20 protein-coding genes are annotated in these 25,417 nt (G+C 72.5%); 5 read left to right on the top strand and 15 right to left on the bottom strand.

Going from position 1 to position 25,417, the window contains the following annotated elements; genetic code table 11:
* On the bottom strand, positions 1-3,994 hold a 3,994-nt coding region (locus AC5WRL_RS25715), incomplete at its 3' end, for a sensor histidine kinase (protein ID WP_496091047.1).
* A 531-nt stretch (positions 3,995-4,525) separates the two neighbouring features.
* Here AC5WRL_RS25715 and AC5WRL_RS25720 point away from each other — a divergent pair.
* On the top strand, positions 4,526-4,705 hold the full coding sequence (locus AC5WRL_RS25720) for a hypothetical protein (protein ID WP_496091048.1): 180 nt from the start codon (positions 4,526-4,528) through the stop codon (positions 4,703-4,705).
* A gap of 173 nt (positions 4,706-4,878) precedes the next feature.
* Here the strand turns inward: AC5WRL_RS25720 and AC5WRL_RS25725 are convergent, their stop codons facing one another.
* From AC5WRL_RS25725 to cimA, 3 genes are all read right to left on the bottom strand, one after another.
* The gene (locus tag AC5WRL_RS25725; RefSeq protein ID WP_496091049.1) at positions 4,879-5,091 is read right to left on the bottom strand and encodes an acyl-CoA carboxylase subunit epsilon; all 213 of its coding nucleotides are present in this window, start codon (positions 5,089-5,091) and stop codon (positions 4,879-4,881) included.
* A gap of 32 nt (positions 5,092-5,123) precedes the next feature.
* Positions 5,124-6,707 carry an acyl-CoA carboxylase subunit beta gene (locus AC5WRL_RS25730; RefSeq protein ID WP_496091050.1) on the bottom strand — a complete coding sequence of 528 codons (1,584 nt, stop codon included), beginning with the start codon at positions 6,705-6,707 and terminating at the stop codon, positions 5,124-5,126.
* 184 nt (positions 6,708-6,891) lie between these two features.
* Entirely contained in the window at positions 6,892-8,517 is a 1,626-nt protein-coding gene (cimA, locus tag AC5WRL_RS25735) for a citramalate synthase (RefSeq protein ID WP_496091051.1), read from the bottom strand.
* Positions 8,518-8,790: 273 nt separating this feature from the next.
* On the opposite strand from cimA, the gene AC5WRL_RS25740 reads away from it, so the two are divergent.
* Positions 8,791-9,198, top strand: a complete 408-nt coding sequence (locus AC5WRL_RS25740; RefSeq protein WP_496091052.1) for a hypothetical protein — start codon at positions 8,791-8,793, stop codon at positions 9,196-9,198.
* 28 nt (positions 9,199-9,226) lie between these two features.
* Here AC5WRL_RS25740 and AC5WRL_RS25745 read toward each other — a convergent pair whose 3' ends face one another.
* From AC5WRL_RS25745 to AC5WRL_RS25765, 5 genes are all read right to left on the bottom strand, one after another.
* A complete protein-coding gene (locus AC5WRL_RS25745) occupies positions 9,227-10,336 on the bottom strand; it encodes a branched-chain amino acid aminotransferase (RefSeq protein WP_496091053.1) in 1,110 nt (369 codons plus the stop codon).
* Between the two features lie 239 nt (positions 10,337-10,575).
* Positions 10,576-11,628, bottom strand: coding sequence for a 3-isopropylmalate dehydrogenase (locus AC5WRL_RS25750; RefSeq protein ID WP_496091054.1), 1,053 nt, complete (start codon positions 11,626-11,628; stop codon positions 10,576-10,578).
* A 65-nt stretch (positions 11,629-11,693) separates the two neighbouring features.
* On the bottom strand, positions 11,694-11,873 hold the full coding sequence (locus AC5WRL_RS25755; RefSeq protein WP_496091123.1) for a hypothetical protein: 180 nt from the start codon (positions 11,871-11,873) through the stop codon (positions 11,694-11,696).
* A gap of 276 nt (positions 11,874-12,149) precedes the next feature.
* Entirely contained in the window at positions 12,150-13,781 is a 1,632-nt protein-coding gene (gene pruA / locus AC5WRL_RS25760; RefSeq protein WP_496091055.1) for an L-glutamate gamma-semialdehyde dehydrogenase, read from the bottom strand.
* Between the two features lie 36 nt (positions 13,782-13,817).
* Positions 13,818-14,747 (bottom strand): proline dehydrogenase family protein, encoded by a 930-nt coding sequence (locus AC5WRL_RS25765; RefSeq protein WP_496091056.1) that lies wholly within the window; start codon positions 14,745-14,747, stop codon positions 13,818-13,820.
* Positions 14,748-14,940: 193 nt separating this feature from the next.
* Here AC5WRL_RS25765 and AC5WRL_RS25770 point away from each other — a divergent pair, with 193 nt between their 5' ends.
* Positions 14,941-16,044 (top strand): helix-turn-helix domain-containing protein, encoded by a 1,104-nt coding sequence (locus AC5WRL_RS25770; RefSeq protein ID WP_496091057.1) that lies wholly within the window; start codon positions 14,941-14,943, stop codon positions 16,042-16,044.
* Positions 16,045-16,192: 148 nt separating this feature from the next.
* Here AC5WRL_RS25770 and AC5WRL_RS25775 read toward each other — a convergent pair whose 3' ends face one another.
* Positions 16,193-17,083, bottom strand: a complete 891-nt coding sequence (locus AC5WRL_RS25775; protein WP_496091058.1) for an MBL fold metallo-hydrolase — start codon at positions 17,081-17,083, stop codon at positions 16,193-16,195.
* 108 nt (positions 17,084-17,191) lie between these two features.
* On the opposite strand from AC5WRL_RS25775, the gene AC5WRL_RS25780 reads away from it, so the two are divergent.
* Entirely contained in the window at positions 17,192-17,620 is a 429-nt protein-coding gene (locus AC5WRL_RS25780; RefSeq protein WP_496091059.1) for a MarR family winged helix-turn-helix transcriptional regulator, read from the top strand.
* Here the strand turns inward: AC5WRL_RS25780 and AC5WRL_RS25785 are convergent.
* Positions 17,582-19,678: a glycoside hydrolase family 97 protein gene (locus AC5WRL_RS25785; RefSeq protein WP_496091060.1), complete on the bottom strand. Its 2,097-nt coding sequence runs from the start codon at positions 19,676-19,678 to the stop codon at positions 17,582-17,584. The two genes, AC5WRL_RS25780 and AC5WRL_RS25785, sit on opposite strands and share 39 nt — an antisense overlap.
* 106 nt (positions 19,679-19,784) lie before the next feature.
* Positions 19,785-20,543, bottom strand: a complete 759-nt coding sequence (locus AC5WRL_RS25790) for a hypothetical protein (RefSeq protein WP_496091061.1) — start codon at positions 20,541-20,543, stop codon at positions 19,785-19,787.
* A gap of 234 nt (positions 20,544-20,777) precedes the next feature.
* On the opposite strand from AC5WRL_RS25790, the gene AC5WRL_RS25795 reads away from it, so the two are divergent.
* The gene (locus AC5WRL_RS25795) at positions 20,778-21,800 is read left to right on the top strand and encodes a glycoside hydrolase family 6 protein (RefSeq protein ID WP_496091062.1); all 1,023 of its coding nucleotides are present in this window, start codon (positions 20,778-20,780) and stop codon (positions 21,798-21,800) included.
* 82 nt (positions 21,801-21,882) lie between these two features.
* Here AC5WRL_RS25795 and serA read toward each other — a convergent pair whose 3' ends face one another.
* The 3 genes from serA to ilvN all read right to left on the bottom strand — a co-directional run bounded on the left by serA (position 21,883) and on the right by ilvN (position 25,392).
* Positions 21,883-23,472 (bottom strand): phosphoglycerate dehydrogenase, encoded by a 1,590-nt coding sequence (serA, locus tag AC5WRL_RS25800; protein ID WP_496091063.1) that lies wholly within the window; start codon positions 23,470-23,472, stop codon positions 21,883-21,885.
* A 288-nt stretch (positions 23,473-23,760) separates the two neighbouring features.
* Positions 23,761-24,759 carry a ketol-acid reductoisomerase gene (gene ilvC, locus AC5WRL_RS25805; protein ID WP_496091064.1) on the bottom strand — a complete coding sequence of 333 codons (999 nt, stop codon included), beginning with the start codon at positions 24,757-24,759 and terminating at the stop codon, positions 23,761-23,763.
* Between the two features lie 108 nt (positions 24,760-24,867).
* Complete coding sequence (gene ilvN / locus AC5WRL_RS25810; RefSeq protein WP_496091065.1) at positions 24,868-25,392, bottom strand: acetolactate synthase small subunit; 525 nt, start codon at positions 25,390-25,392, stop codon at positions 24,868-24,870.
* Positions 25,393-25,417: the final 25 nt, after the last annotated feature.

Below are 25,417 nucleotides of genomic sequence, written 5' to 3' on the forward strand. Positions count from 1 at the left end.
ACTGGTATCTGGGGCCGGAGCCCCGGTCGGTTCTGCCGGCTCCGGAATTGGCCTGGCGTCCCTGCTGAATTCCCCGGCGGAGATTGGTCAGCCGGCCCCGGACTGCGTCCGGTGCGCGGGAGACCTGCGGGCCGGTCGGGGCGGCCTGCTGCTGTGACTGCTGTGCCGCGCCCGCGACCAGATTGGCGCGGGGCACCCGGCGGGGCAGCCCCGAGGTGGTGACCCCGCCGGCGCTTGGCTGGCGCAGTTGCCCGGCCTGACGGCCGAGTTCGTCGTTGGGGGACGACCGCCAGGTGGGAGCGGCGGTCTGCGGAGCGGCGGCCGGCGGGGCGGTGGCGGCGGCCGGGCCGGTACGGGGGAAGTCGTCGCGCGGTGCGGCGTCGTAACCCCTGCCGCCCGTGGTCGACGCGGGGGCCGGCGTGGGCTCCGGCGTGGTGCGCGGGGCGTTCCGGCCGCGTACCGGAAGTCCGGGCCCGGCGTCGGGGGCCGGGGCCGGGGCCGGCTCCGGCGCGGCGGATGCCGCGGGGGTGGGGGGTACCACCCGCCGGGTGCCGAACCAGGTGGACTCCATCTCCTCGAAGATCGGCGTGCGTTCCGAGGAGGCGGGGCCGCCGGTGGGGAGCGGATCGGTGAAGGCGGCCGGCTGGGCCGGCTGCGGGGCCCGCTCCTGCTGTCCGGGCATCGGGTACTCGCCGGTGTCGGACCGATAGCCATCGGGCGCCGGGCCCTGGCCGAGCACCGGGAACTCCCCGGTGTCGGCGGGGTAACCGCCGCCGGGGCCCGATCCCTGACCGACCGCCGGGTACGAGCCGGTGTCCGCCGGGAAACCCGAACGGTCCTGGCCTCCGCCCACCGCCGGGAATGATCCGGTGTCGGAGGCGTAGCCGGTGGGGCCGGAGTCCTGCCGGTCCTGGCGCTGCTGGTGGCCCACGACGGGGAACGACCCCGTATCGGAGGCGTAACCGCTGGGGCCGGAGTCCTGCCGGAACGACCCGGTGTCGGAGGGGTAGCCGGGATCCTGCCGGTTCTGGTTCCCGCCGACCGCGGGGAAGGACCCCGTGTCGGAGGGGTAGCCGGGATCCTGCCGGTTCTGGTTCCCGCCCACCGCGGGGAAGGACCCCGTGTCGGAGGGGTAGCCGCCGGGGCGGCCGGTACCGAAGTCCTGGCCGCCCACCGCCGGGAACTCGGCGGTGTCGCCGGGGTAACCGCCGCCGGGTCGGCCGGGGCCCTGGGCGGCGGGCGAGCGGAACTCGCCGCTGTCGCCGAAGGCGTCGAACTGCTGGGAACGGCCGGGCTGGGCGGCCGGCCGCGGCGCGGGGCCGCTGGCGCCGGTGAAACCGGGCCGGGCGTACTCGCCGGTGTCCGGCTCCTCGTGCCCGCGCGGTCCCTCACCGTGGTCGCCGACGACGGGTATTCGGCCGCTGTCCTCGACCCGGCTGGCCCAGCTCGGGCGTCCTGACCGGTCGGGCCCGCCGTCACCGGGGGCACCCGGTGCGCCGGGGCCGCCGGCCAGCGGGTCGCGGCCCCGATCGGGCCCGGCGGCGCCCGCCGGGGCCGGCGCCGCCGGGGTCCCGGCGCCGGTGGCCGGGAAGGAGGTATTGCCGGGGCGGGGCGGCAGCGCCGGGCGGTCGGGACCACCGGCCACCTGGCCACGCGACGCGGAGGGGCCCTTGCCCAGGTTCGCCAGCCCACGGCCACGGCCGCCGCCGGGACCGCCGCCGGGGCCCTGCGGCCCGCCGGGCCGCTGCCCGGGCGGGTTCTCCCGCTGCACGGTGGTGGTGGGCGGGGCGGTCGCCGCCGTACCGGCGCCGCCACCCGGCATGCCGCCGCCCTGCGCACCGGGGCGCGGACCGCGCCCGGCGCCCTGGGCGACCTCGGCGGGCAGCATCACCAGCGCGGTGGTGCCGCCGGAGTCGGAGGGCCGCAACTGGATCCGGATGCCGTGCCGCAGGGACAGCCGGCCGACCACGAACAGGCCCATCCGGCGGGAGACCGAGACATCGACGGTGGGCGGGTTGGCCAGCCGGTCGTTGATCTCGGCGAGGTCCTCGGGGGAGAGCCCGATGCCGGTGTCGTGGATCTCCACCAGCACCCGGCCGTCCGGCAGCGCGTGACCGGTGACCTTGACCTTGGTCTGCGGCGAGGAGAACGAGGTGGCGTTCTCCAGCAGCTCGGCGAGCAGGTGCACGAGGTCGTTGACGACCCGGCCGGCCACGTCGGTCTTCGGTACGGCGCTCAGCTCGATGCGCTCGTACTGCTCCACCTCGGAGGCGGCGGCGCGCAGCACGTCGACCAGCGGCACCGGCCGCGTCCAGCGGCGGCCCGGCTCCTCACCGGCGAGCACCAGCAGGTTCTCACCGTTGCGGCGCATGCGGGTGGCGAGGTGGTCCAGCTTGAAGAGCGAGGACAGCTGGTCGGGGTCGGCCTCGCGGGACTCCAGTTCGGAGATCAGCGACAGCTGACGCTGGATGAGGCCCTGGCTGCGGCGCGAGAGGTTGGTGAACATCGCGTTGACGTTGCCCCGCAGCAGGGCCTGTTCGCCGGCCAGCCGGACGGCTTCGCGGTGCACGTCGTCGAACGCCTCGGCCACCCGGCCGATCTCGTCGCGGGTGTGCACACCGACGGACTGCACGGAGGTGTCGACGTCCTCGGGCTCCGCCTCGGACATCTGGCGGACGACCTCGGGGAGCCGCTTGTGGGCGACTTCCTGCGCGGTGTCCTGGAGGCGGCGCAGCGAGCGGACCATGGAGCGGGCCACCACGAAGGCGCCGACCAGGGAGATGCCGAGCACCAGGACCACGACGGCGCCGTTGAGGATGGCCTCCTGCTGCGCCTCGTTGCGCAGGTCGCGGGCCTGTTCCTCCATCTCGGTGATCAGGGTCCGCTCGATCGCGTTCATCGCGTCGATCTTGGTGCGGTCCTGGTCGAACCAGTCGCGGTAGGAACGGTCCTGGCGCAGGATGCCGTCCGGGGCGGCGAAGACCATGTCGCGGTAGGTGTCCGCGGACAGGACGTTGACGATGCCGCCTTCGAGCGAGTCGAGCAGGCCGGTGGCCGTCTCGTCGTTGCCGTAGATCTGGGTGAAGCTGGTGATCGCCGCCTGCTCGCTGGCGGCGTGGGTCTTGCCGTACCGCCAGTCACTGGGTGACAGGCCGACGTCGTCGCCGTCGCGCTCGCCGCGGGCGAGGCCGGCGGTGATGACGGCGCGCTGGATGGAGGCGTGTTCCTTGGCGGCCGAGAAGGTGGCCAGCGCGCGGGTGGAGCGGATCATCTCGCTGTTGCTGGTGGCCTGGGCCATGTCCTGGGACAGCGAGAGCAGCGCGTCGATCAGGTCGCTGTAGCGCATGATCGTCTGGGAGACGTACTCCGGGTCGGCGTACGCCTCGTCCCGGATCTCCTTGATGCCGGTGAGCTGCCGGCTGATGTCCAGGACGGTGGCCTGGACGCCCTTCATGACCTCGTCGTCGGCGGTGATCGCGTTGGTGGCGTCACTGAACGCGGCGCGGGCGTCGTCGGTCTTCTCCCGCGCGGTGGCGATCTCGTCGCTCTTGGCGCTGAGTCCGGCGACCAGTGGGCCGGCCGACCGGTCGCGCTCCTCCTGGAGGGCGGCGGCCAGCAGGGTCGCCTGCTGGGTCATGTCGGTGAGCATCTGCATGGCGTCCAGTTGCTCGATGTCGTCCATCGAGGACTGGATGCGCAGCCCGCCCAGCACGGTGGCGGCCATCACGGGGAGGGCGATCAGGGAGACCAGCCGGGTGCTGATGCGCCAGTTGCGCAGCGCGAGCCGGGAGCCGGCGCGGCTGGGTCTCGCCGTGGCAACGGCCGTGGGGTCGTTCGCGGTGGCGCTCCGATCGGCCGGGGCCTCCCCGGAACCGGGCGCGGGGCGCGCCGGGTCGCCGCTGGAGGCAGGTCCGCCGGAGGAGCCACGTTGCGTGGCACCACCCTGCTCCGGTTCGCCCGCAGCGGTGCCTTCCCTCTTGAAACGTCCCTGCACTATGCGTCGCAACCTCTGGACCAGGCGTCGCGCCGCGCTGCGGCGTGACGGTATCGAGCCAGGGGCATACGACCCCCCGGCGGTCGTCGGTAACCGGCGTGTCCGGTGTTCAGCCAGCGCGTGACGCTTGGGGCGCGCCCTGCACATGAGCTTGTGTCACGCGGCGGTCCGTGGAATTCCAGCACAGTGGCCGATCTCCAACAAGGGCCCGGAATGGTCCCGTGACATGTATGACGCTCCGCAGGCATCCCGCTACCTGCCGTGGAAGCCTTGAGCAGGCATAGCGGACTTTTCTCCACCACATTGCCATCGAATCGATACACCTGAGGGTGCCTCAACCGAGGTGGTACGTACGGTTTCATCCGCTATGACTCCTTTCTTGCTGTCGAACTCCTGACCGCTATGCGGCTTTTGCTACTCCACTCGTGAGGAGAATCACATAACGGCGGTGGCCGATAAGGAACGGTCGCGGGTATACGGCACCTAGTGTCAGGCTTTACAAGCAGCAGCTCTACCTAAGGCAGATTCTCCGTGAAGAGCACCCTGAGCGTCCGCTCCACCGCCAACCCCCGGCGCACCACCCTCGCACATCTGCCGGACGCCCAGGAGTTGACCCCCGCCCCCGTCGCGTACGCCGCCTCGGAGGAGCTGCCCGGAGCGACCGCCAACCCGCGCCGCACCATCGTGATGAAGGCGCCGGACGCGAGCTGAGACACCGCCCACCACGTACCGCACGGTGCGTACGGGCCCACCGGCATACGCAGCAAGGCGGGCCGGACACCGATCCACCGGTGTCCGGCCCGCCTTGTGCGTACGGCGTACGGCGTACGCGGCACCGTGCGGCGCGGCGTGCCGCCGCCGGGTACCGCGTACCGTGTACGCGGTCAGCCCTGCCAGCTGTGCGGGGCCCGGAAGCCCGGGGTGCGCTCCAGCCGGCGCCAGCCGGCGGTGTTGCGGCCGGCCACCCGGTGCCCGGCGCCGGGCGCGGGGGTCTGCGCAGCGCGGGCGATCAGCAGCGCGGTCACCGCCGCCAGTTCCTCGTCGCTGGCCGCGCCCTTCTCCACCCGAACCAGCTTGGTGTCCGTGTCGGTGCTCATCTGCGGGGGCTCCTCGGTGCTCTTGGGAGTGGTCACTGGGGCGGGTTGCCGTGCTTGCGGGCCGGCAGATCGGCGTGCTTGGTGCGCAGCATCGCCAGGGACTGGATCAGCACCGCGCGGGTCTCCGTCGGGTCGATCACGTCGTGCACCAGGCCCCGCTCGGCGGCGTAGTACGGGTGCATCAGCTCGGTCTTGTACTCCTTGACCAGCCGGGCCCGGGTGGCCTCGGGGTCCTCGGCGGCGGCGATCTGCCGGCGGAAGATCACGTTGGCCGCGCCCTCCGCGCCCATCACCGCGATCTCGTTGGTGGGCCAGGCGTAGGTGAGGTCGGCACCGATGGTCTGGGAGTCCATCACGATGTAGGCGCCGCCGTACGCCTTGCGCAGCACCACGGAGATCCGCGGCACGGTCGCGTTGCAGTACGCGTACAGCAGCTTGGCGCCGTGCCGGATGATGCCGCCGTGCTCCTGGTCGACGCCGGGCAGGAAGCCGGGGACGTCCAGCAGCGTGACGATCGGGATGTTGAAGGCGTCGCACAGCTGGACGAAACGGGCGGCCTTCTCCGAGGCGTGGATGTCCAGCACCCCGGCCAGGGACTGCGGCTGGTTGGCGACGATGCCCACCACCTGGCCGCCGAGCCGGCCCAGCGCGCACAGGATGTTGGTGGCCCAGCGCTCGTGGATCTCCAGGAACTCCCCGTCGTCGACGAGTTCCTCGATGACGGCGCGCATGTCGTACGGGCGGTTGCCGTCCGCCGGGACGAGGTCGAGCAGCGCGTCGCCGGAGCGGTCGGCCGGGTCCTCGGTCTCGGCGGTGGGCGGGTTCTCGCGGTTGTTGGAGGGCAGCAGCGACAGCAGGAACCGCACTTCCTCCAGGCACGACTCCTCGTCGTCGTAGGCGAAGTGCGCCACTCCCGAGGTCTCCGCGTGCACGTCCGCGCCGCCCAGGCCGTTCTGGGTGATCTCCTCGCCGGTGACGGCCTTGACCACGTCCGGCCCGGTGATGAACATCTGCGAGGTCTCGCGGACCATGAAGACGAAGTCGGTCAGCGCCGGGCTGTAGGCGGCGCCGCCCGCGCAGGGGCCGAGCATCACGGAGATCTGCGGGATGACACCGGACGCCTTGGTGTTGCGCTGGAAGATCCCGCCGTAGCCGGCCAGCGCCGAGACGCCTTCCTGGATCCGGGCGCCGGCGCCGTCGTTGAGGGAGACCAGCGGGGCACCCGCCGCGATGGCCATGTCCATGATCTTGTGGATCTTCTGGGCATGCGCCTCGCCCAGCGCCCCGCCGAAGATCCGGAAATCGTGCGCGTAGACGAAGACGGTACGGCCGTGCACCGTGCCCCAGCCGGTGATCACACCGTCGGTGTACGGACGCTTGGCCTCCAGACCGAAACCGGTGGCCCGATGCCGGCGCAGCCCTTCGACCTCCTGGAAGGAGCCTTCGTCCAGCAGCAGCTCGATCCGCTCGCGGGCGGTCAGCTTGCCCTTGGCGTGCTGTGCCTCGGTCGCCTTCTCGCTGGGACCGCGGCCGATCTCTTCGCGGATGGCGCGCAGCTCCGCCACGCGGCCCCGGGCGTCGGGAGCGGCCACAGGGGTCAGGGACTCATCGGTCATGTATAGACCCTATGAAACGTGGGGAGCGAACGCTCTCGTCAGATCCGTACAGTCTCCGCCGCTGTTTCGTGGTCGGCCTGTACAGAACCACCGGGACGCCGGGCCAGGGTGCAGGGAAGTAACACAGCAGACGCGGGGGGAACTAGAGGAACCCTATAATTCCCCTCGCGCCCCCCGGCCCGGCTCAGTCGGTCGGCCGCAGTCCGGCGCGCAGCAGCCCGTAGGTGTAGGCATCCTCCAGCGCCTGCCAGGACGCGGCGATGACATTGTCCGCCACCCCCACCGTGGACCATTCGCCCTCGCCGTCGCCGGTGGTGATCAGCACGCGGGTGGTGGACTGGGTGCCGGAGCGGCCGGCCAGGATGCGGACCTTGTAGTCCACCAGCTGGAGCCGGGCCAGCTCGGGGAAGATGCGTTCCAGGCCGCCGCGCAGCGCCCGGTCCAGGGCGTTGACGGGGCCGTTGCCCTCGCCGCTGGAGACCAGCCGCTCGCCCTTGGCCCACAGCTTGACGGTGGCCTCGTTGTCGAGGGCGCCGTCGGGGCGCTGGTCGGTGATGGTGCGCCAGGACTCCAGGCGGAAGAAGCGGGAGGTACGGCCGGTGACCTCGTCGCGCAGCAGCAGCTCGAAGGAGGCGTCGGCGGCCTCGTACGTGTAGCCCTTGAGCTCCTGCTCCTTCACCCGGGCGACGATCCGGCCCACCAGCTCGCGGTCGCCCTCCAGGTCGTAGCCCAGCTCGCGGCCCTTGAGTTCGATGGAGGCGCGGCCGGCCATGTCGGAGACCAGCATCCGCATGGAGTTGCCGACCAGTTCGGGGTCGATGTGCTGGTAGAGGTCGGGGTCCACCTTGATCGCGGAGGCGTGCAGGCCCGCCTTGTGGGCGAACGCGGACAGGCCCACGTACGGCTGGTGGGTGCTGGGGGTCAGATTGACCACCTCGGCGATGGCGTGCGAGATGCGGGTCATCTCCTTGAGCGCGCCGGGCGGCAGCACCCGCTTGCCGTACTTGAGCTCCAGGGCGGCGACCACCGGGAAGAGGTTGGCGTTGCCGACCCGCTCGCCGTAGCCGTTGGCGGTGCACTGGACGTGGGTGGCGCCGGCGTCCACGGCGGCGAGGGTGTTGGCGACGGCGCAGCCGGTGTCGTCCTGGGCGTGGATGCCGATCCGGGCGCCGGTGTCGGCGACGACGGTGCGGACGGTGGCCTGCACCTGGGCGGGCAGCATGCCGCCGTTGGTGTCGCACAGGATGACGACGTCGGCGCCGGCGCCGGCGGCGGTGCGCACCACGTCCAGGGCGTAGCCGGGGTTGTCGGCGTAGCCGTCGAAGAAGTGCTCGCAGTCGACGAAGACCCGGCGGCCGGCGGCGCGCAGGTGGCGTACGGTGTCGGCGATCATGGCGAGGTTCTCGTCGGCGGTGGTGCGCAGGGCCAGCTCGACATGCCGGTCATGGGACTTGGCGACCAGCGTGACGACGGGGGCGCCGGACTCCAGCAGGGCCCGTACCTGGGGGTCCTCGGCTGCGGTGGTGCCGGCCTTGCGGGTGGCGCCGAAGGCGACCAGTTGGGCGTGGCGCCAGGGCAGCTCGCGGGCGCGGCGGAAGAACTCGGTGTCGCGGGGGTTGGCGCCCGGCCAGCCGCCCTCGATGAAGCCGACGCCGAAGTCGTCCAGGTGCCGGGCGATGGCCAGCTTGTCGGCGACGGTCAGATGGATGCCCTCGCGCTGGGCGCCGTCGCGCAGGGTGGTGTCGAAGACGTGGAAGCTGTCGTCGGGGGCGTCGGCCGCGGCTGCGGCGGGGGTGGCCGGTGTGGTCATGGTGGTGTGGCTCCTGCGGAGGATGCGGTTCTGGTCGGCTCCACTGCCCTGCTCCCGTCCGGCCGTGGTGGGGCCGGAAAACGAAAAAACCCCTCGCGGATGCGAGAGGTCTGCGCGCGGGTCGAGGCACGGTGGCCGCGTCACCCGGGGTGGGGTGGGGCGGCGATCACTGCGGACCGGCGCGCTCATCACCAATAATCATGGCGCACGAGAGCACGCGACCAGTGTGGCACAGGATGCCCCCGATGCCCCGTCCGTCTCACGATCCGGACGATGCCCGGCCACCGCGGCGGCACGGCAGCGCGGCGTACGCCGCGCGGTGGCGCGGTGCGGCATACGCCGCGCGGTGCGGCTCGGCGCGGCGCGGCGCGGCACGGCGCGGCACGGCGTACGGCACGGCGCGGCGCGGCACGGCGTACGGCACGGCGCGGCGCGGCACGGCGTACGGCACGGCGCGGCGCGGCACGGCGTACGGCGCGGCGTACGGCGCGGCGTACGGCGCGGCGTACGGCGCGGAGTGCGGCGCGGCGTACGGCGCGGAGTGCGGCGCGGCGCGGCGCGGCGCGGAGTGCGGCGCGGCGCGGCGCGGAGTGCGGCGCGGCGCGGCGCGGAGTGCGGCGCGGCGCGGCGCGGAGTGCGGCGCGGCGCGGCGGCGCTGGTGCGGGATGGGTGGGGTCGTGACCAGCGGCGCCGCGTCGCGGGGGCGGGGTCAGCCGACCCGGTGCATCCAGCCGTGCGGGTCGGGGGCCTGGCCGGTCTGGACGGCCAGCAGCGCCTCGCGCAGCCGCAGGGTGACCGACCCCGGCGTACCGTCGCCGACCGTCCAGGCGGCGTCGGCGGACTTCACCGAGCCGACCGGGGTGATCACGGCGGCGGTGCCGCACGCGAAGGTCTCGGTGAGCGAGCCGTCCGCGCAGCCGCGCTGCCAGTCCTCGGTGGAGATCCGGACCTCGTCGGTGGCGTACCCGAGGTCGGCGGCGATGGTCAGCAGCGAGTCGCGGGTGATGCCAGCCAGCAGGCTGCCGGTGAGCCGCGGGGTGACGACGGTGGCGTCGTCACCCGAGCCGCGCACGAAGTAGAGGTTCATGCCGCCCATCTCCTCGATCCAGCGGCGCTCGACGGCGTCCAGCCACACCACCTGGTCGCAGCCCTGGGCGACGGCCGCCGCCTGGGCGACGAAGGACGCCGCGTAGTTCCCCGCGCACTTGGCCTCGCCGGTGCCGCCGGGCACGGCGCGCACGTACTCGCGGGACAGCCACACCGAGACCGGCTTGACCCCGCGCGGGAAGTAGGCGCCGGCCGGGGAGGCGATCAGCACGAAGAGGTAGTCACCGGCGGGGTTGTTGATGCCGAGCCCGTCCGTGGTGGCGAACATGAACGGCCGCAGGTACAGGGACTCCTCGCCGCCGTTCGCGGGCACCCAGGCGCCGTCCTGGGCCAGCAGCACGTCGATGGCCTCGATGAAGGTGTCCACCGGCAGCTCCGGCATCGCCAGCCGGCGGGCCGAGCCCTGGAAGCGGCGGGCGTTGGCGTCGGGACGGAAGACGCCGATGGAGCCGTCGGGCTGCCGGTACGCCTTGAGCCCTTCGAAGATCGACTGCCCGTAGTGCAGCGTCATGTTCGCCGGGTCCAGTTGGAAGGGCGCGTACGGGGTGAGCTGCGCGTCGTGCCAGCCGCGGCCCTCGCTCCACTTGATGGTGACCATGTGGTCGGTGAAGTGCCGGCCGAAGCCGGGGGCGGCGAGCACGGCGTCGCGCTCCGCGTCGGACAGCGGTGTCGCGGAGGGCTTGAGGTCGAATTCGATCGGCGGCGTCGTCATGGTGAGCGCGTCCTTCGCTGAGTGATGTGGCGGACCGCCGGCCCGTCCCCCCGATGGCACGGTACTAGGAAGTCCGAGCATCGGGGGACAGTTCGGCCCCGTCCGATTATCGCGCGGGGCGGTGCGGCGTGCGCACGGGAGGCGGTCCTGCTGGTGAGGGTGCACCCAGCGGCGGGGTGGGCCCAGCCGCCGGGCGCGTGAGCTGCCCGGCGGCTGTGTTGGGTGGGAGCAGCCGCGGGCTAGCCGGTTACGGAACCGGCTACGCGTACGGCGAGGGCGTCCCCGATGGTGTCGGTGGTACGCGGCGTGCCGTCGCGCTCCGCCAGGTCGGCGGTCACGGCGGCCTCGATCCGGGCGGCCTGCTCCTCGTAACCGAGGTGGCGCAGGAGCAGGGCGACGGAGAGCACGGTGGCGGTGGGGTCGGCCTTGCCGGTGCCCGCGATGTCGGGCGCGGAGCCGTGCACCGGCTCGAACATCGAGGGGAAGGCGCCGGTGGGGTTGATGTTCCCGGACGCGGCGAGCCCGATGCCGCCGGTGATGGCGGCGGCGAGGTCGGTGAGGATGTCGCCGAAGAGGTTGTCGGTGACGATGACGTCGAACCGCTCGGGCTGGGTGACGAAGAAGATCGTCGCGGCGTCGACGTGCAGATAGTCCGTGGTGACCTGCGGGTATTCCTGGGCGACACGGTCCACCGTGTTCTTCCACAGGTGGCCGGCGTGCACCAGGACGTTGTTCTTGTGGACCAGGGTCAGTTTCTTCGCCGGGCGGGCGGCGGCGCGCTCGAAGGCGTCGCGGACCACGCGCTCGACCCCGTAGGCCGTGTTGATGGAGACCTCGGTGGCCACCTCGGCGGGGGTGCCGGTGCGCATCGAGCCGCCGTTGCCGACGTACGGGCCCTCGGTGCCCTCGCGGACCACCAGGAAGTCGATGGCGGGGCGGCCGGCCAGCGGGGTCGCGGTGTTCGGCAGCAGCACGGAGGGGCGCAGGTTGACGTAGTGGTCGAAGGCGAAGCGCAGCTTGAGCAGCAGGCCGCGCTCCAGCACCCCGGAGGGCACGCCCGGGTCGCCGATGGCGCCGAGCAGGATGGCGTCGTGGCCGCGCAGCCGCTCCAGGTCCGCCTCGGGGAGGGTCTCCCCGGTGGCGTGCCAGCGCTTGGCGCCCAGATCGTAGGTGGTGGTCTCCAGCTTGACGTCGGAGGGCAGAACGGCGGCGAGGACCTTGAGGCCCTCGGCCACCACCTCGGGGCCGATGCCGTCGCCGGGGATCACTGCGAGATCGATGCTGCGCGCCATGGAGGTGACCCTACGCCGCGCCCCGGTCGGCGGACGGCCGGTGTCCACGATCCGGACAGCGGGTCTCAGTGGGCGGGGGCCGGGGCGCCGCCGTTGTCCCGGCGGTCCAGGGCGCGCTGGAGGGCGTCGGTGGCGTAGCGGCGGGAGGCGTCGTCGCGGGTGGCGGCGGCGTGCGGGACACGGGGGGCGCGGACGGTGGCGGCCTGCGGCGCGGCGGCGACCGGGGTGGTGAGCGTGTCGTCCATGACGGATCGGCTCCAGGGGTGGGGGTACGGCGGGGTACGGCGAGGGCTGCCGCAGGGGGCGGGCCGGTGCGGCGGGGGTCGCCCGCGCTGCTGCACCTGGCCGTGGCCACCGCGCGCTGGATGGAGCGGCACTGTCGGCTTCCACAAAAGTAGCGGCCTGCGGCAGTGATGTCCCGCCAGATACTCGACCATCCTAGTATGTGAGATGGCGACGGCCCCGGTGCGCACACGCGTGCGACACCGGGGCCGTTCTGTTCGGTGATGGGCCGTTCGCGCTCAGCCCATGTGCGGGTAGCGGTAGTCGGTCGCCGGCACCTGGGTCTCCTTGAGGGAGCGCGGCGAGGTCCAGCGCAGCAGATTGAACTTGGACCCGGCCTTGTCGTTGGTGCCCGAGGCCCGCGCGCCGCCGAACGGCTGCTGCCCCACCACCGAGCCGGTGGGCCGGTCGTTCAGATAGAAGTTGCCCGCCGCGAACCGCAGCTTCTCGCTCGCCGCGTGCGCCACCGCCCGGTCCCTGGCCAGTACGGCGCCGGTCAGCGCGTACGGGGCCACCGACTCCATCTGCTCCAGCATCGCGTCGAACGCGTCGTCCTCGTACACGTGCACCGCGACGATCGGGCCGAAGTACTCGGTGCTGAACACCTCGTTCTCCGGATCGGAGCAGGTGAGCACGGTGGGCCGCACGAAGTAGCCCACCGAGTCGTCGTAACGGCCGCCCGCCACGATCTCGCAGGACGGATCGGCCTTGGCCCGTTCGATCGCCGCCTTGTTCTTGGCGAAGGCCCGCTCGTCGATGACAGCGGCCATGAAGTTCGACAGATCGCTCGGATCACCCATCGACAGGCCCTCGGTCTCCGCCACCAGCGCGGCGCGCAGCCCGCCCTCCCACAGCGAGCGCGGGATGTACGCCCGGGAGGCCGCCGAACACTTCTGGCCCTGGTATTCGAAGGCGCCCCGGGTGATCGCCGTCTTCAGCGCCGCCGGATCGGCGCTCGGGTGCGCGACGATGAAGTCCTTGCCGCCGGTCTCGCCCACGATCCGCGGGTACCCCTTGTACCGCTCGATGTGGGTGCCGATCTCCCGCCACAGGTACTGGAAGGTGCCGGTCGAGCCGGTGAAGTGCACCCCGGCCAGGTCCGGGTGCGGCAGCGCCTCCGCGGAGACCTCCTTGCCGTCACCGGTCACCAGGTTGATGACGCCCGGCGGCAGCCCGGCCTCCTCCAGCAGCTCCATCAGCAGCACCGCCGAGTGGGTCTGGGTCGGCGACGGCTTCCACACCACCACATTGCCCATCAGCGCCGGGGCGGTGGGCAGATTGCCGGCGATGGCGGTGAAGTTGAACGGGGTGATCGCGTAGACGAAGCCCTCCAGCGGGCGGAAGTCCAGGCGGTTCCACGTCCCCTTGGGCTGCACCAGCGGCTGCTCCGCCAGGATCTCCCGGGCGAAGTGCACATTGAACCGCCAGAAGTCGATCAGCTCGCAGGGCGCGTCGATCTCCGCCTGCTGCACCGTCTTGGACTGGCCCAGCATGGTGGAGGCGGCGATCGTCTCGCGCCACGGCCCGGACAGCAGCTCGGCGGCCTTGAGGAAGACGGCCGCCCGCTCGTCGAAGGGCAGCGCGCGCCAGGCGGGGGCCGCCGCCAGCGCCGCGTCGATGGCGTCCCGGGCGTCCGCCCGGGTGGCGTTGCCGTACGTGCCGAGCCGGGCGGCGTGCCGGTGCGGCTGCACCACGTCGAACCGCTCGCCGCCGCCCATCCGCCGGACCCCGTTGATGGTCATCGGCAGCTCGATGGGGTGGTCGGCCAGCTCCTTGAGCTTGTGCTCAAGACGGGCGCGCTCCGCCGAACCGGGGGCGTAGGTGTGCACCGGCTCGTTCACCGGCGGCGGCACCTGGGTCACAGCGTCCATGCCGTGGGGTCTCCTTCGGAAGAGGGGGCGGGGCACTCAGCCCCGGGTCAGCAGAGAACGGGCGAAGAAGCCCAGGTTGGCGGGGCGCTCGGCGAGCCGCCGCATGAAGTAGCCGTACCAGTCGGTGCCGTACGGGACGTACACCCGCATCGCGTGTCCCGCCCGGGCGAGCCGCAGCTGCTCGTCGGTGCGGATCCCGTACAGCATCTGGAACTCGTAACCGTCCGGGCCAAGGCGCAGCCGGCGTGCCAGCTCCTCGGCGATGGCGATCAGCCGCGGGTCGTGGGTGGCGATCATCGGGTAGCCGCCGCCGGTGAGCAGGATGCGCAGGGCCCGGACATAGGCGAGATCCACCTGCCGCTTGTCCTGGTGGGCGACGGCGGCCGGCTCCCGGTAGGCGCCCTTGACCAGCCGCACCCGGCAGCCGGTGGCGGCCAGCGCGCGGCAGTCGTCCTCGGTGCGGTAGAGGTACGACTGGACGGCAACGCCGGTGCGCGGGAACCGGGTGCGCAGCGCGCCCAGCACGGCGAGGGTGCCGTCGACGGCGGTGTGGTCCTCCATGTCGAGGGTCACCATGGTCCCGGCCTCGGCGGCGGCGGCCACCACCGGCTCCACGGCGCGGTGGGCGTACTCCTCGCCGCCGCCCGGCAGCCGCAGCCCGAACGCCGACAGCTTCAGCGACAGCTCGGCCCGCTCCCCCAGGCCCTCGCGCCGCAGCGCGTCCAGCAGCGCCAGATAGGCGTCGCGGGCGTGTACCACCTGCGCCTTGTCGGTGATGTCCTCGCCGAGATGGTCCAGGGTGACCGCGAGCCCGGCGCCGGTCAGCTCCCGTACCGCCACGAGGGACTGGTCGAGCCGCTCGCCGGCCACGAAACGGTCCACCACGGGGCGGGTCAGGGGGGTGGCGGAGACCGCCCGCCGGATGACATCGCTGCGCGCCGCCGCGAGAAGCACGGGTCCCAGCACGGGCACCTCACCTCCGGAAACCAGGAAGAACTTCGGTCACTCGCAACCTAGGCAGCGCCCCGCCCACGGGCTATCAACAGATGTCTGTCACCGCACGCACCGCCGTCAGACATCTGTATGAGAATGGTGCGCGCAGCGGCGGCCTGATGCGACGCGGAAGCGGCGGGAGAGGGACAGGAGGACGGGAGACCGGATGGAAACCGATTACCAGGAGCTGATCGACGAGGTCTCGGCACGTCTTGGCACCCCCGCGACGCTGGAGGGCCGCGACTTCGCCCTGATCGCGTTCGGCGCCCACGACAGCGCGGACGACCGGGTGATGGACCCGGTGCGCACCCGCTCGATCCTGCACCGGCGCTCCTCGGTGGAGGTACGGGCGTGGTTCGAGCGGTTCGGCATCGCCCGGGCGCGCGGCCCGGTGCGGATCCCGCCCGATCCGGCGGCGGGGGTACGGACCGGGCGGATCTGTCTGCCGGCCCGGCACCACGGGGTGGTGTACGGCTACATCTGGCTGGTCGACGACGGCGCGCTGGAGCTGACCGACCCCCGGCTGGCCGACGCCCAGGCCACGGCGGAGCGGATCGGCTCGCTGCTGGCCAGGTCGGCGGGGCTCGGCGGCCGGCTCGGCGCGCTGCTGCACACGCTGCTGACCACGCCGCAGCGGGAGGCGGCGGCCGGTGAGCTGACCGAGGCACTGGGCCCGGCGGGCGCCGGGCCGCTGACGCTGGTGGCGGCGCTGCCGTGGAGCGACGCCGCGCCGGGGCTGCCGGGCGCGCTGGCGCTGTGCCCGCTGGAGGGGGCGCTGGCCGCGCTGGTACGGCCGCCCTCGGCGCGGGCGGTGGCCGAGCGGCTGTGCGGCGGGGCGGGGGCGGGGGCGCCGCCGGTGGCGGCGGGCATCGGCGCGGCGCGCGCGGCGGCGGCGGAGTTGCCCGCGGCGTGGCGGGAGGCGCTGGGCGCGGCGCGGGCGGCGCGGGCCGAGCCGGCGCTGGGCCCGATCGCCCCGTGGAGTGCGATCGGCCCGTACCGGCTGCTCACCACGCTGCCGCCGGCCGCCCCCGATCCGGCCGTGGCCCCGCTGCTGGACCCGGCCCACCGGGAGCTGGCCCGTACCGCCGAGACCTTCCTGGACCAGGCGGGCTCGCCCGCCCGTACCGCGACCGCGCTCGGCATACACCGGCAGACGCTGTACTACCGGCTGGCCCGGGTCGAACACCTCACCGGCCTCGACCTGGCCAACGGTGAACACCGGCTGCTCCTCCACCTGGCGCTGAAGGCGGCGCGGCTGCACGGCGGGTGACGGGGCCACGGAGCACGGCGGATCATCGGGGCGGATCATCGGGGCGGGTGATCGCGGCGGGCCGCGCCGGACGCCGCCCACCGCCGGACGCCGCCGGACGCCGCCGGACGCCGTCCGGCCGGCGCGGCGCCACCGGCCCGCCGGGCGGTCAGCGCTCCAGGGGGCGCCAGGCGGGGCCGTCGGCGTGCGGCCGGACCCGGCCGAAGGCGGCATCGGCGAAGTGGACGCCGAAACCGATGGTGTCCGGCTCCGCGAGTTCGGCGACGAGGCGGCGGCGGTGGGCGGCGGACCGGACCGGGTCGTGGTCGACCACCGCGGACCAGTCGGGGTGGTCGACCTGGATCGGCGAGTGCAGGGCGTCGCCGAAGGCGATCAGCCGCCGCCCGCCCGAGGTGATGACGTACTCGGCGTGCCCGGCCGTGTGTCCTGCGGTGACCCGGACGCGTACCCCGGGGAAGATCTCCTGGCCGTCCCGCACGGTGCGGACGTACGGCGCCAGGGCGGCGATCTCCGCCGCCGGGCGGTGCGCCGCCGGCCGGTCCCGCTGGGCCCATTCCTCCTCGGACACCAGACAGGTGGCATGGGCGAACGCGGGGCGGTCGCCGCCCGGGGCGGCGTGCCACGCCCAGCCGAGGTGGTCGGAGTGCAGATGGGTGAACGCGAGTGCCTCGATCCCGCCGGGCGCGCGCCCGAGTTCGGCCAGACTCTCCAGCAGGGCGCCGCCCCGGATCCCGCCGTGCGGGGCGGCCGGGTCGGGCGGCAGGGTCCGTGGCCCGAACCCGGCGTCGATCAGCAGCGCGCGATCACCGCGCTCGACCAGCAGGGCGCCGACGCTCGCCACCAGGTGGCCGGTGGCGTCCAGGTATTCCGGATGTGCGGCCCACACCTCCTCGGTGCTGTCCGGGATCCAGCCGCGTGCCGGGAGCCGTACCTCCCCGTCGGGTACGAAGGAGACCGTGGTGTCGCCCATCCGGATCGAGCGGACGGGCGCCGGCCGCCGGGGCCGCTGACCCGGGTCGAGCGCGGAGTTCATCACCATGGTGGTTCGCCTTTCTCGCGGTGTCGGTCCGGGCCCACCATAAGCATCAAGTTAGAACTATTCAAGCTTCTATTATTAAGGCTTGATGGACTTGCTAGAGTGGGACCCATGACGACGCCCCAGGAGTCGCGGGCCGGCGCCGAACGAGAACTGTGCGGACTGGTGAACGGACTGGCCCAGCAGATCGCGGACCACGTCCGGCAGCACGCCGCCACCCTCGGCCTCACCGCGGCGCAGGCCACCGCACTGCGCGAGATGACCGGACCGATGACCATGCGGGAGCTCGCCGAGCGCATGAGCTGCGAGCCCTCCAACGCCACCTTCATCGTCGACAGACTCGAAAAACAGGGCCTCATCGAGCGCCACCCGCACCCCACCGACCGCCGCGCCAAGCACCTGCTCCTCAACGCCGAAGGCACCGCCCTGCGCGAACAACTCCTCGCACTCCTCGGCCGGGATTCACCCCTGGCCGCCCTCACCGCCCCGCAGCAGCGCGCCCTACAGGACCTCCTGGAACTGGCCGTCGTCCGGCCCTGAACGGTCGGGACGGAAGCGGATCGCGGTGCCGCCGCCCGCGACCAGCGGCAGGGTGAGCACCGTGGCCGAACGCACCGTACGGGTCTCGATCTCGATGGGCAGCGGGTTGCCGCGCCAGCTGGTGTCGGCGGCGTCGCGGTAGATCTCGGCACGGTGCCGGCCCGGGCCCAGAAAGCGCAGCGGCACCCGCAGCGTACGGTCGTACTCGTCGGTGATCGCGCCCAGGTACCAGGTGTCGCCCTTGCGGCGGGCGGCGACCGTGTAGTCGCCGATCACACAGTCCAGGAACCGGGTCTCGTCCCAGCTCGCCGGCATGCCGCGCAGAAAGGCGTACCCGGGGTGGGCGCGGTAGTTCTCCGGGGTGTCGGCCAGCATTTGCAGCGGGCTGAAGAAGAGCGCGTACAGCGCCAGCTGAGTGGCCGAGGTGGTCTGCACCCGGGTACCGAGCCCGGCCGGGTCCCAGGTCACATTCAGCACGCCCGGGGTGTAGTCGGCCGGCCCGCCGATGAAGCGGGTGAAGGGGAGGATGGTGGCCTGCTCCGGCGGATTCCCCTCCCGCCCCATGTAGTTGTGCTGCTCCATGCCGGCCACCCCTTCGCCGGTCATCATGTTCGGGAAGGTACGGGCCAGCCCGGTCGGCTTGATCGCCTCATGCGCGTTGATCATGATCCGGTGCCGGGCCGCGGCGTCGATGACCCGCTGGTAGTGGCGAACGGCCTCCTGGTCGTAATGGCTGCGGTTCACCCCGCCCAGCTCGAACCGGGTGGCGTAGCCGGTCTTGACGGCGTGGATGCCGAGTTCGGCGTACCGCGCGAAGATCGTCTCCAAATGCCGGTCGTAGTAATCGACGAAGCCGCGCGTCTCGTTGTGCGCGATGAACCCGACGCCGTTGGCCCGCGCGTAGCGCAGCACCTCGGGCAGGTCGAAGTCCGGCTGCGGAGTGAGGAAGTCCTGGCCGGCCCAGGTGCCGCCGGCGTTGGTGTTCCACCCCTCGGCGAGCACCCCGGCGGCCCCCGCCTCCCGGGCGAAGTCGATGTACTGCTTGACCCGTTCGGTCGTCGCCCCGTGCCGCGGACCGGCCGTCCACGTGGTGTGCCGGCGTTGCAGCTCCCACCACACCCCCACGTACGTCCCGGGCGAGATCCACGAGGTGTCGGCGTACCGGCACGGCTCGTTGAGGTTCTCGATCAGATGCGACTCGGCGAGATCGCCGGGACGGTCGCCGATGGTCAGCGTGCGCCACGGGGTGGCGAACTCCCCCGCCAGCTTGGCCTTCGTACCGTCCGGCAGGCTGATCAGCTCACTGGCGAGCGTCCCCGGCCGGCCGGCCGCAGGGGCGGCGGCCAGGGTCATGCTCGGATAGTCGATCAGCGCCGCCTCGTGCACCACGATGTACTGGCCCTCCGGGGTGGCCAGCGTCAGCGGGGTCTGCGCGGTGGCCACCTCCGACAGCCGCGCCCGGCGGTAGTGCCGCTCGTCGGCGTTCCAGTCGGTGCCCGCCTCCAGCGACCAGCTGGTGGCGGCCGGGTCCAGCGCGAACTCGGTGCGCTCGGCGGTGACGGTGTACGCGTCGAGGCCGGGCTGGGCCGGCAGGTGGTAGCGGAAGCCGACACCGTCGTCGAAGACCCGCACGATCAGATGCAGCCGTATCCCGGTGGCGCTCTGCACGGTCCGCAGGACGCACTCCCTGGCGTGGTTGCGGACCAGCGCGTCCGGGCCCCACAGCGGGCGCCAGGTCTCGTCGACCGTCCGGTGCTCGACCGAGGTCAGCACCAGGCCGCCGGTGAGCGGGGGCCGGTCGGCCAGATCGAGCCCGAGCCCCGAGGAGGCAACCAGGACCCGGCCGCGGCGTACCACCTCGTACCGCAGCCGGCCGTCCGTCACGGCGGCGGTCACCCGCAGCAGGCCGTCCGGTGAGTGGACGGTGACCCGGCCGGGCGGCGCGGCGGAGCCGGCACCGGCCCCTGCCCCGGCCGCGGGGGCGGCGGCGAAGGCTCCGGTGAGCACGGCACCGGCGGTGACACCCATCACCGCACGACGGTTCGGCTTGCTGACCATTTCACACTCCATCACGGCGGGCCGGGGACTGGACGGTCGGACATCTGCTGCCGTCGTTGGTAGTCGCCGGGCCGGGACTCGGCAAGCCGCTGGGCGGAACCGGTACTCAGGAGGCGCCGGTGATCTCGGCGAGTTCCAGATTGTCGTCGCCGCCCTGCACCCGCTGGACGCGGATCAGCCCCAGCTCCTTCCCGTAGTACTTCTCGGTCACCACCTCGGGGTCGAGCCGGCTGGTCTCCCGGGTCTTCAGCACCTCGCTGAACCGCCCCAGGCTGATCGCGATGTCCTCGCTCAGACTGACCACCTTGGCCTCGTCCTCCGCCACGTCCGGGACGAACTCCTGGCGGTAGATCTCCCCCACCAGCGGCTCCGCCAACATCACCACGCCCGGCTGCGCGCCGTCCGTACCCGCGCGCCAACTGCCGTCCGCGCTGCCGGTGTCCCGGCCGAAGTACCAGACATTGCCGCCCTGGTCCTGGGCGTAGAACTGCCGTACCTCGACCGCCGCCTCGTCCTGGCAGTGCCGCCGCTCGCGCACCACCAGGGTGGAGACCCCCAGGATGTCCTCCCGGTCCTGGGTCACCTCGGTCGACATGGACTGCTCGCCCGTTGTGCAGATCCCCCGGAAGTGGTGGACGGTGCCGGGGGCCAGCGGGAGGTACGGGTTGTCGATCTCGGTGACGAAGTCCGCCGGGTCGATGGAGGGCGACGGCTCCCCACTGGGCGGCGCGGTGCTCTCGTCGGCGGCGCGGGAGGCGTCGCCCGAGGCCGAACAGGCCGTGAACAGCAGCGACAGCGAGAGGCACAGCGGAATCAGCAGCCGGGCCCGCGGGCCGCGCGCCCCGCGCCGCGTGGTGGTGGTCACGATGCGTCACTCCCCAGGTCTCGGCACTCCGGCAGCCCCATGATCGGGCGCGGTCCTGCGCCCCGCTGCCCGCCCCGCCCGGCCGGCCACCCGGACGGCCGAGACGCCGCCCCGGGAACGGTTTACGGAACCGGCCGGAACCGCTAGCTTCACGTCCGACTGGGAGCGCTCCCAAACAACCGGTTCCGTACCGTGATCACCTTCCATCCCCTCGTTGTGAGAGGAACGATCCACGTGCGCACGCGACACACCCCACCCACCAGGTCCCGCACCCGACCCCGGCTGCTGTTCGCCGCCGCCGCGGCGGCCCTGGGCGGGCTGCTCTCGCTCGGCCTGCTGGGCCCGGCGCAGGGCGCCGCGCCGCAGGAGCCGACGACCCGGGCCACCCCGGGACTGCCGCCCGACACCGTCTTCCACAACTACCCCGGCGCGGTGCACGCGTGGCTGGCCGCCAACCCGAACGACCGGCGGAGCGGACTGATCATCGAGCGGATAGCGAACCAGCCGCAGGGCATCTGGTTCGCCAACTACCAGCCGAACTCGGTGACCCAGGACGTGGCGGCGGTCACCGGCGCCGCCAGGGCGGCCGGCGAGGTGCCCGTCCTGGTGCCGTACGTCCTGCCCGACCGGGACTGCGGCGGCGCCTCGGCCGGCGGCGCGCCCGACTTCCCCAGCTATCTGAACTGGACGAAGAACTTCGCGGCGGGCCTGGGCAGCGACCCCGTGGTGGTGATCCTGGAGCCCGACGCCATCGCCCTGACCGATTGCCTCAACGACGCCCAGATCAACCAGCGGTTCGCCGCGCTCCGCGAGGCGGCCGGCATCATCCACCTCGGTAACCCGCAGGCCCGGGTGTACTTCGACGCCGGGCACTCCGGCTGGCACAGCCCCACGGTGATCTCCCAGCGGCTGCGCGCCGCCGGGGTGCTGGCAACCGGCGACGGCATCTACACCAACGCCTCGAACTACCACACCACCGCCAACGAGACGGCGTTCGCCGACGCGGTCCTGGCCCAGCTGGGCGACGCACGGCTCCAGGCGGTCATCGACACCAGCCGGAACGGCAACGGGCCGCGCGGCAGCGAGTGGTGCGACCCCGACGGCCGGCTGATCGGCACGAACCCGACCGTGCACACCACCCACGGGCGGGTGGACGCGTATCTGTGGATCAAGCGCCCCGGCGAGCTGGACGGCTGCGCCGGCCCGGCCGGGCAGTTCTCCCCGGAGCACGCCTACCGGCTGGCCGGCGGCAGCTGAACCGCCCCGCGAGCGGTACGGGGACGGGCCGCCCGGGAACTCCCCGGCGGCCCGTCCTTCCGTACGGCGGTGCGGCGGGGTGTCAGTCGGTCAGATTGACGCCGCGCGCGGAGGTGGCGCCGATCTCCTGGGCGATCTCGGCGAGCACCTGGGTGGAGACGGTCTCGTCCAGGGTGAGCGCGATCAGCGCCTCGCCGCCCTCCTCGGCCCGCGCCACCTGCATGCCGGCGATGTTGATCCCGGACTCGCCCAGGATCCGGCCCAGGGTGCCGACCACGCCGGGGCGGTCGGTGTAGCGCAGGAAGGCCATGTGGTCGGCGAGCGCCAGGTCCACGGTGTGCTCGCCGATGCCGACGATCTTCTGCTGGTGCTTGGGGCCGGCCAGGGTGCCGGAGACGGCCACCGTCCCACCGCCGGTGAGGGTGCCGCGCACCGTGATCAGGTTGCGGTGGTCGGGCGACTCGGAGCTGGTGGTGAGCCGCACCTCCACGCCGCGCTCCTGCGCGAACAGCGGGGCGTTGACGTAGGACACCGTCTCGGCGACGACATCCTCGAAGACGCCCTTGAGCGCGGAGAGCTCCAGCACCTTCACATCGTGCTGGGTGATCTCGCCGCGCACCTCCACGTCGAGCCGCATGGCGACCTCGCCGGCCAGCGCGGTGAAGATCCGCCCGAGCTTCTCGGCGAGGGGGATTCCGGGGCGTACGTCCTCGGCGATCACGCCGCCCTGCACGTTGACGGCGTCCGGGACCAGTTCGCCGGCCAGCGCGAGGCGCACCGAGCGGGCCACCGAGATGCCGGCCTTCTCCTGGGCCTCTCCGGTGGAGGCGCCCAGGTGCGGGGTGCACACCACGGAGTCGAACTCGAAGAGCGGGGAGTCCGTACACGGTTCGGTGGAGTAGACGTCGAGACCGGCGCCGGCCACCCGGCCCTCCTTGAGGGCGGACAGCAGGGCGCTCTCGTCGACGATGCCGCCGCGCGCGGCGTTGACGATGCGCACCGAGGGCTTCACCTTGTGCAGCGCCTCGTCGCCGATCAGGCCCAGCGTCTCGGGGGTCTTGGGGAGGTGGACGGTGATGAAGTCGGAGATCTCCAGGAGTTCGTCCAGCGGAAGCAGCTTGACGCCCATCTGTGCGGCGCGGGCGGGCTGCACGTAGGGGTCGTAGGCGACGATCTTCATGCCGAACGCGGCCATCCGCTGGGCGACGAGCACACCGATGCGGCCCAGGCCCACCACGCCGAGGGTTTTCTCCGAGAGTTCGACGCCGGTGTATTTGCTGCGCTTCCACTCGCCGTTCTTCAGGGCGGTGTTGGCCTGCGGAATGTGCCGGGCGGTGGCGACCAGCAGGCCGCAGGCGAGCTCGGCGGCGGTGATGATGTTGGAGGTGGGGGCGTTGACGACCATCACGCCGGCCTTGGTGGCGGCGGCCACGTCCACGTTGTCGAGACCGACCCCGGCGCGGGCGACGACGCGCAGCTTGCGGGCGGCGGCGATGGCCTCGGCGTCCACCTTGGTGGCGCTGCGGATGAGGATGGCGTCGACGTCGGCGATGGCGCTCAGCAGCTGCGCGCGGTCCGCGCCGTCACAGTGCCGGATGTCGAAATCCGGGCCCAGCGCTTCGACGGTGGCGGGGGAAAGCTCTTCGGCGATGAGTACGGCGGGCTTGCTCACTTCGGTCTCACTGTCCTTTGCGGAAGGCCGCGTCCCGACGGCCGAGGCGGTGGAGTAGGCAGCCGCGTGAAGACGCACGACGCTGTGAGCCTGTGACGCGCTTGGTGCTGGGGTGCAGTGTATTCGGCGCGGTGCCGCCGCGGGCCGGGTTGGCCGCAGTGGCCGCTCGATCGAGCGAATCCCCGCGGACGGGGGGTTTGTACGGGTACGACGGGGGTGGAACGCGGCGGGCCGCGGCGGGGTCGGGGTGGGACTCCGCCGCGGCCGGCCGTGCGTTCGCGGTCCCGCTCAGTCCTGGTCGTCGACCCAGCTCATCAGCTTGCGCAGCTCGCGCCCGGTGGTCTCCAGCAGGTGGTCCTCGTCCGCCTTCTTGTACTCGTTGTACTTGGGCAGACCGGCGTTGTACTCCGCCATCCAGTTGGTGGCGAAGGTGCCGTCCTTGATGTCCGCGAGCACGCGGCGCATCTCGGCCTTGGTCTCCTCGGTGATGATGCGCGGGCCGGTGACGTAGTCGCCCCACTCGGCGGTCTCCGAGATGGACCAGCGCATCTTGCCCAGGCCGCCCTCGTACATCAGGTCCACGATGAGCTTGAGCTCGTGCAGGCACTCGAAGTAGGCGATCTCCGGCTGGTAGCCGGCCTCGACCAGGGTCTCGAAGCCGGCCTTGACGAGCGCGGAGGCGCCGCCGCACAGCACGGCCTGCTCGCCGAAGAGGTCGGTCTCGGTCTCCTCGGTGAAGGTGGTCTTGATGACGCCGGCCCGGGTGCCGCCGATCGCCTTGGCGTAGGAGAGCGCGAGCGCGAAGGCGTTGCCGGTCGCGTCGTTCTCGACGGCGGCGATGCAGGGGACGCCGCGGCCTTCCTCGTACTGGCGGCGCACCAGGTGGCCGGGGCCCTTGGGGGCGACCATGCAGACGTCCACACCGGCCGGGGGCTTGATGAAGCCGAAGCGGATGTTGAAGCCGTGGCCGAAGAACAGCGCGTCGCCGTCCTTGAGGTGCTCGCGCACGGACTCCTCGTAGACCTTGCCCTGGATCGGGTCCGGCACCAGGATCATGATCACGTCGGCCTCGGCGGCGGCCTCGGCGGGGGTGGTCACGCGCAGGCCCTGCTCCTCGGCCTTGGCGCGGGACTTCGAGCCCTCGTGGAGACCGACGCGCACGTCGACGCCCGAGTCGCGCAGGGACAGCGCGTGGGCGTGGCCCTGGCTGCCGTAGCCGAGGACCGCGACCTTGCGGCCCTGGATGATGGACAGGTCGGCGTCGTCGTCGTAGAACAGCTCGGCCACTTGGGTTTTCTCCTTGTTGTTACTGCTGCGGTGGTCGCGGTGTGCGTCCACCGTAGGTGGTGCGGATGAGAGGTGGGTGCGGATCTCGCTGTGCGGACGCGGTGGCCGCTAGGCGGATCGCTCCAGGGCGCGCAGGGAGCGGTCGGTGATGGACCTCGCTCCGCGTCCGATGGCGATGGTGCCGGACTGCACCAGTTCCTTGATGCCGTACGGCTCCAGCATGCGCAGCATGGCTTCGAGTTTGTCGCTGCTGCCGGTGGCCTCGATGGTGACGGCCTCGGGGGCGACGTCGACGGTCTTGGCGCGGAAGAGCTGGACGATCTCCACGATCTGGGACCTGGTGTCGTTGTCGGCCCGGACTTTCACCAGAACGAGTTCCCTGGTGACCGCCGACGCGGAGTCGAGTTCGACGATCTTCAGGACGTTGACGAGCTTGTTGAGCTGCTTGGTGACCTGTTCCAGGGGGAGGGCCTCGACGTTGACCACGATGGTGATGCGGGACACCTCGGGGTGTTCGGTGGTGCCCACGGCGAGGGAGTCGATGTTGAATCCGCGGCGGGAGAACAGGGCGGTGATGCGGGAGAGCACCCCTGGCTTGTTCTCGACCAGGACGGAGAGGGTGTGCTTGGACATGGGTGGGTTTCGTTCCTTCGCCTGT

The organism is Streptomyces sp. NTD107, from assembly GCF_059510435.1.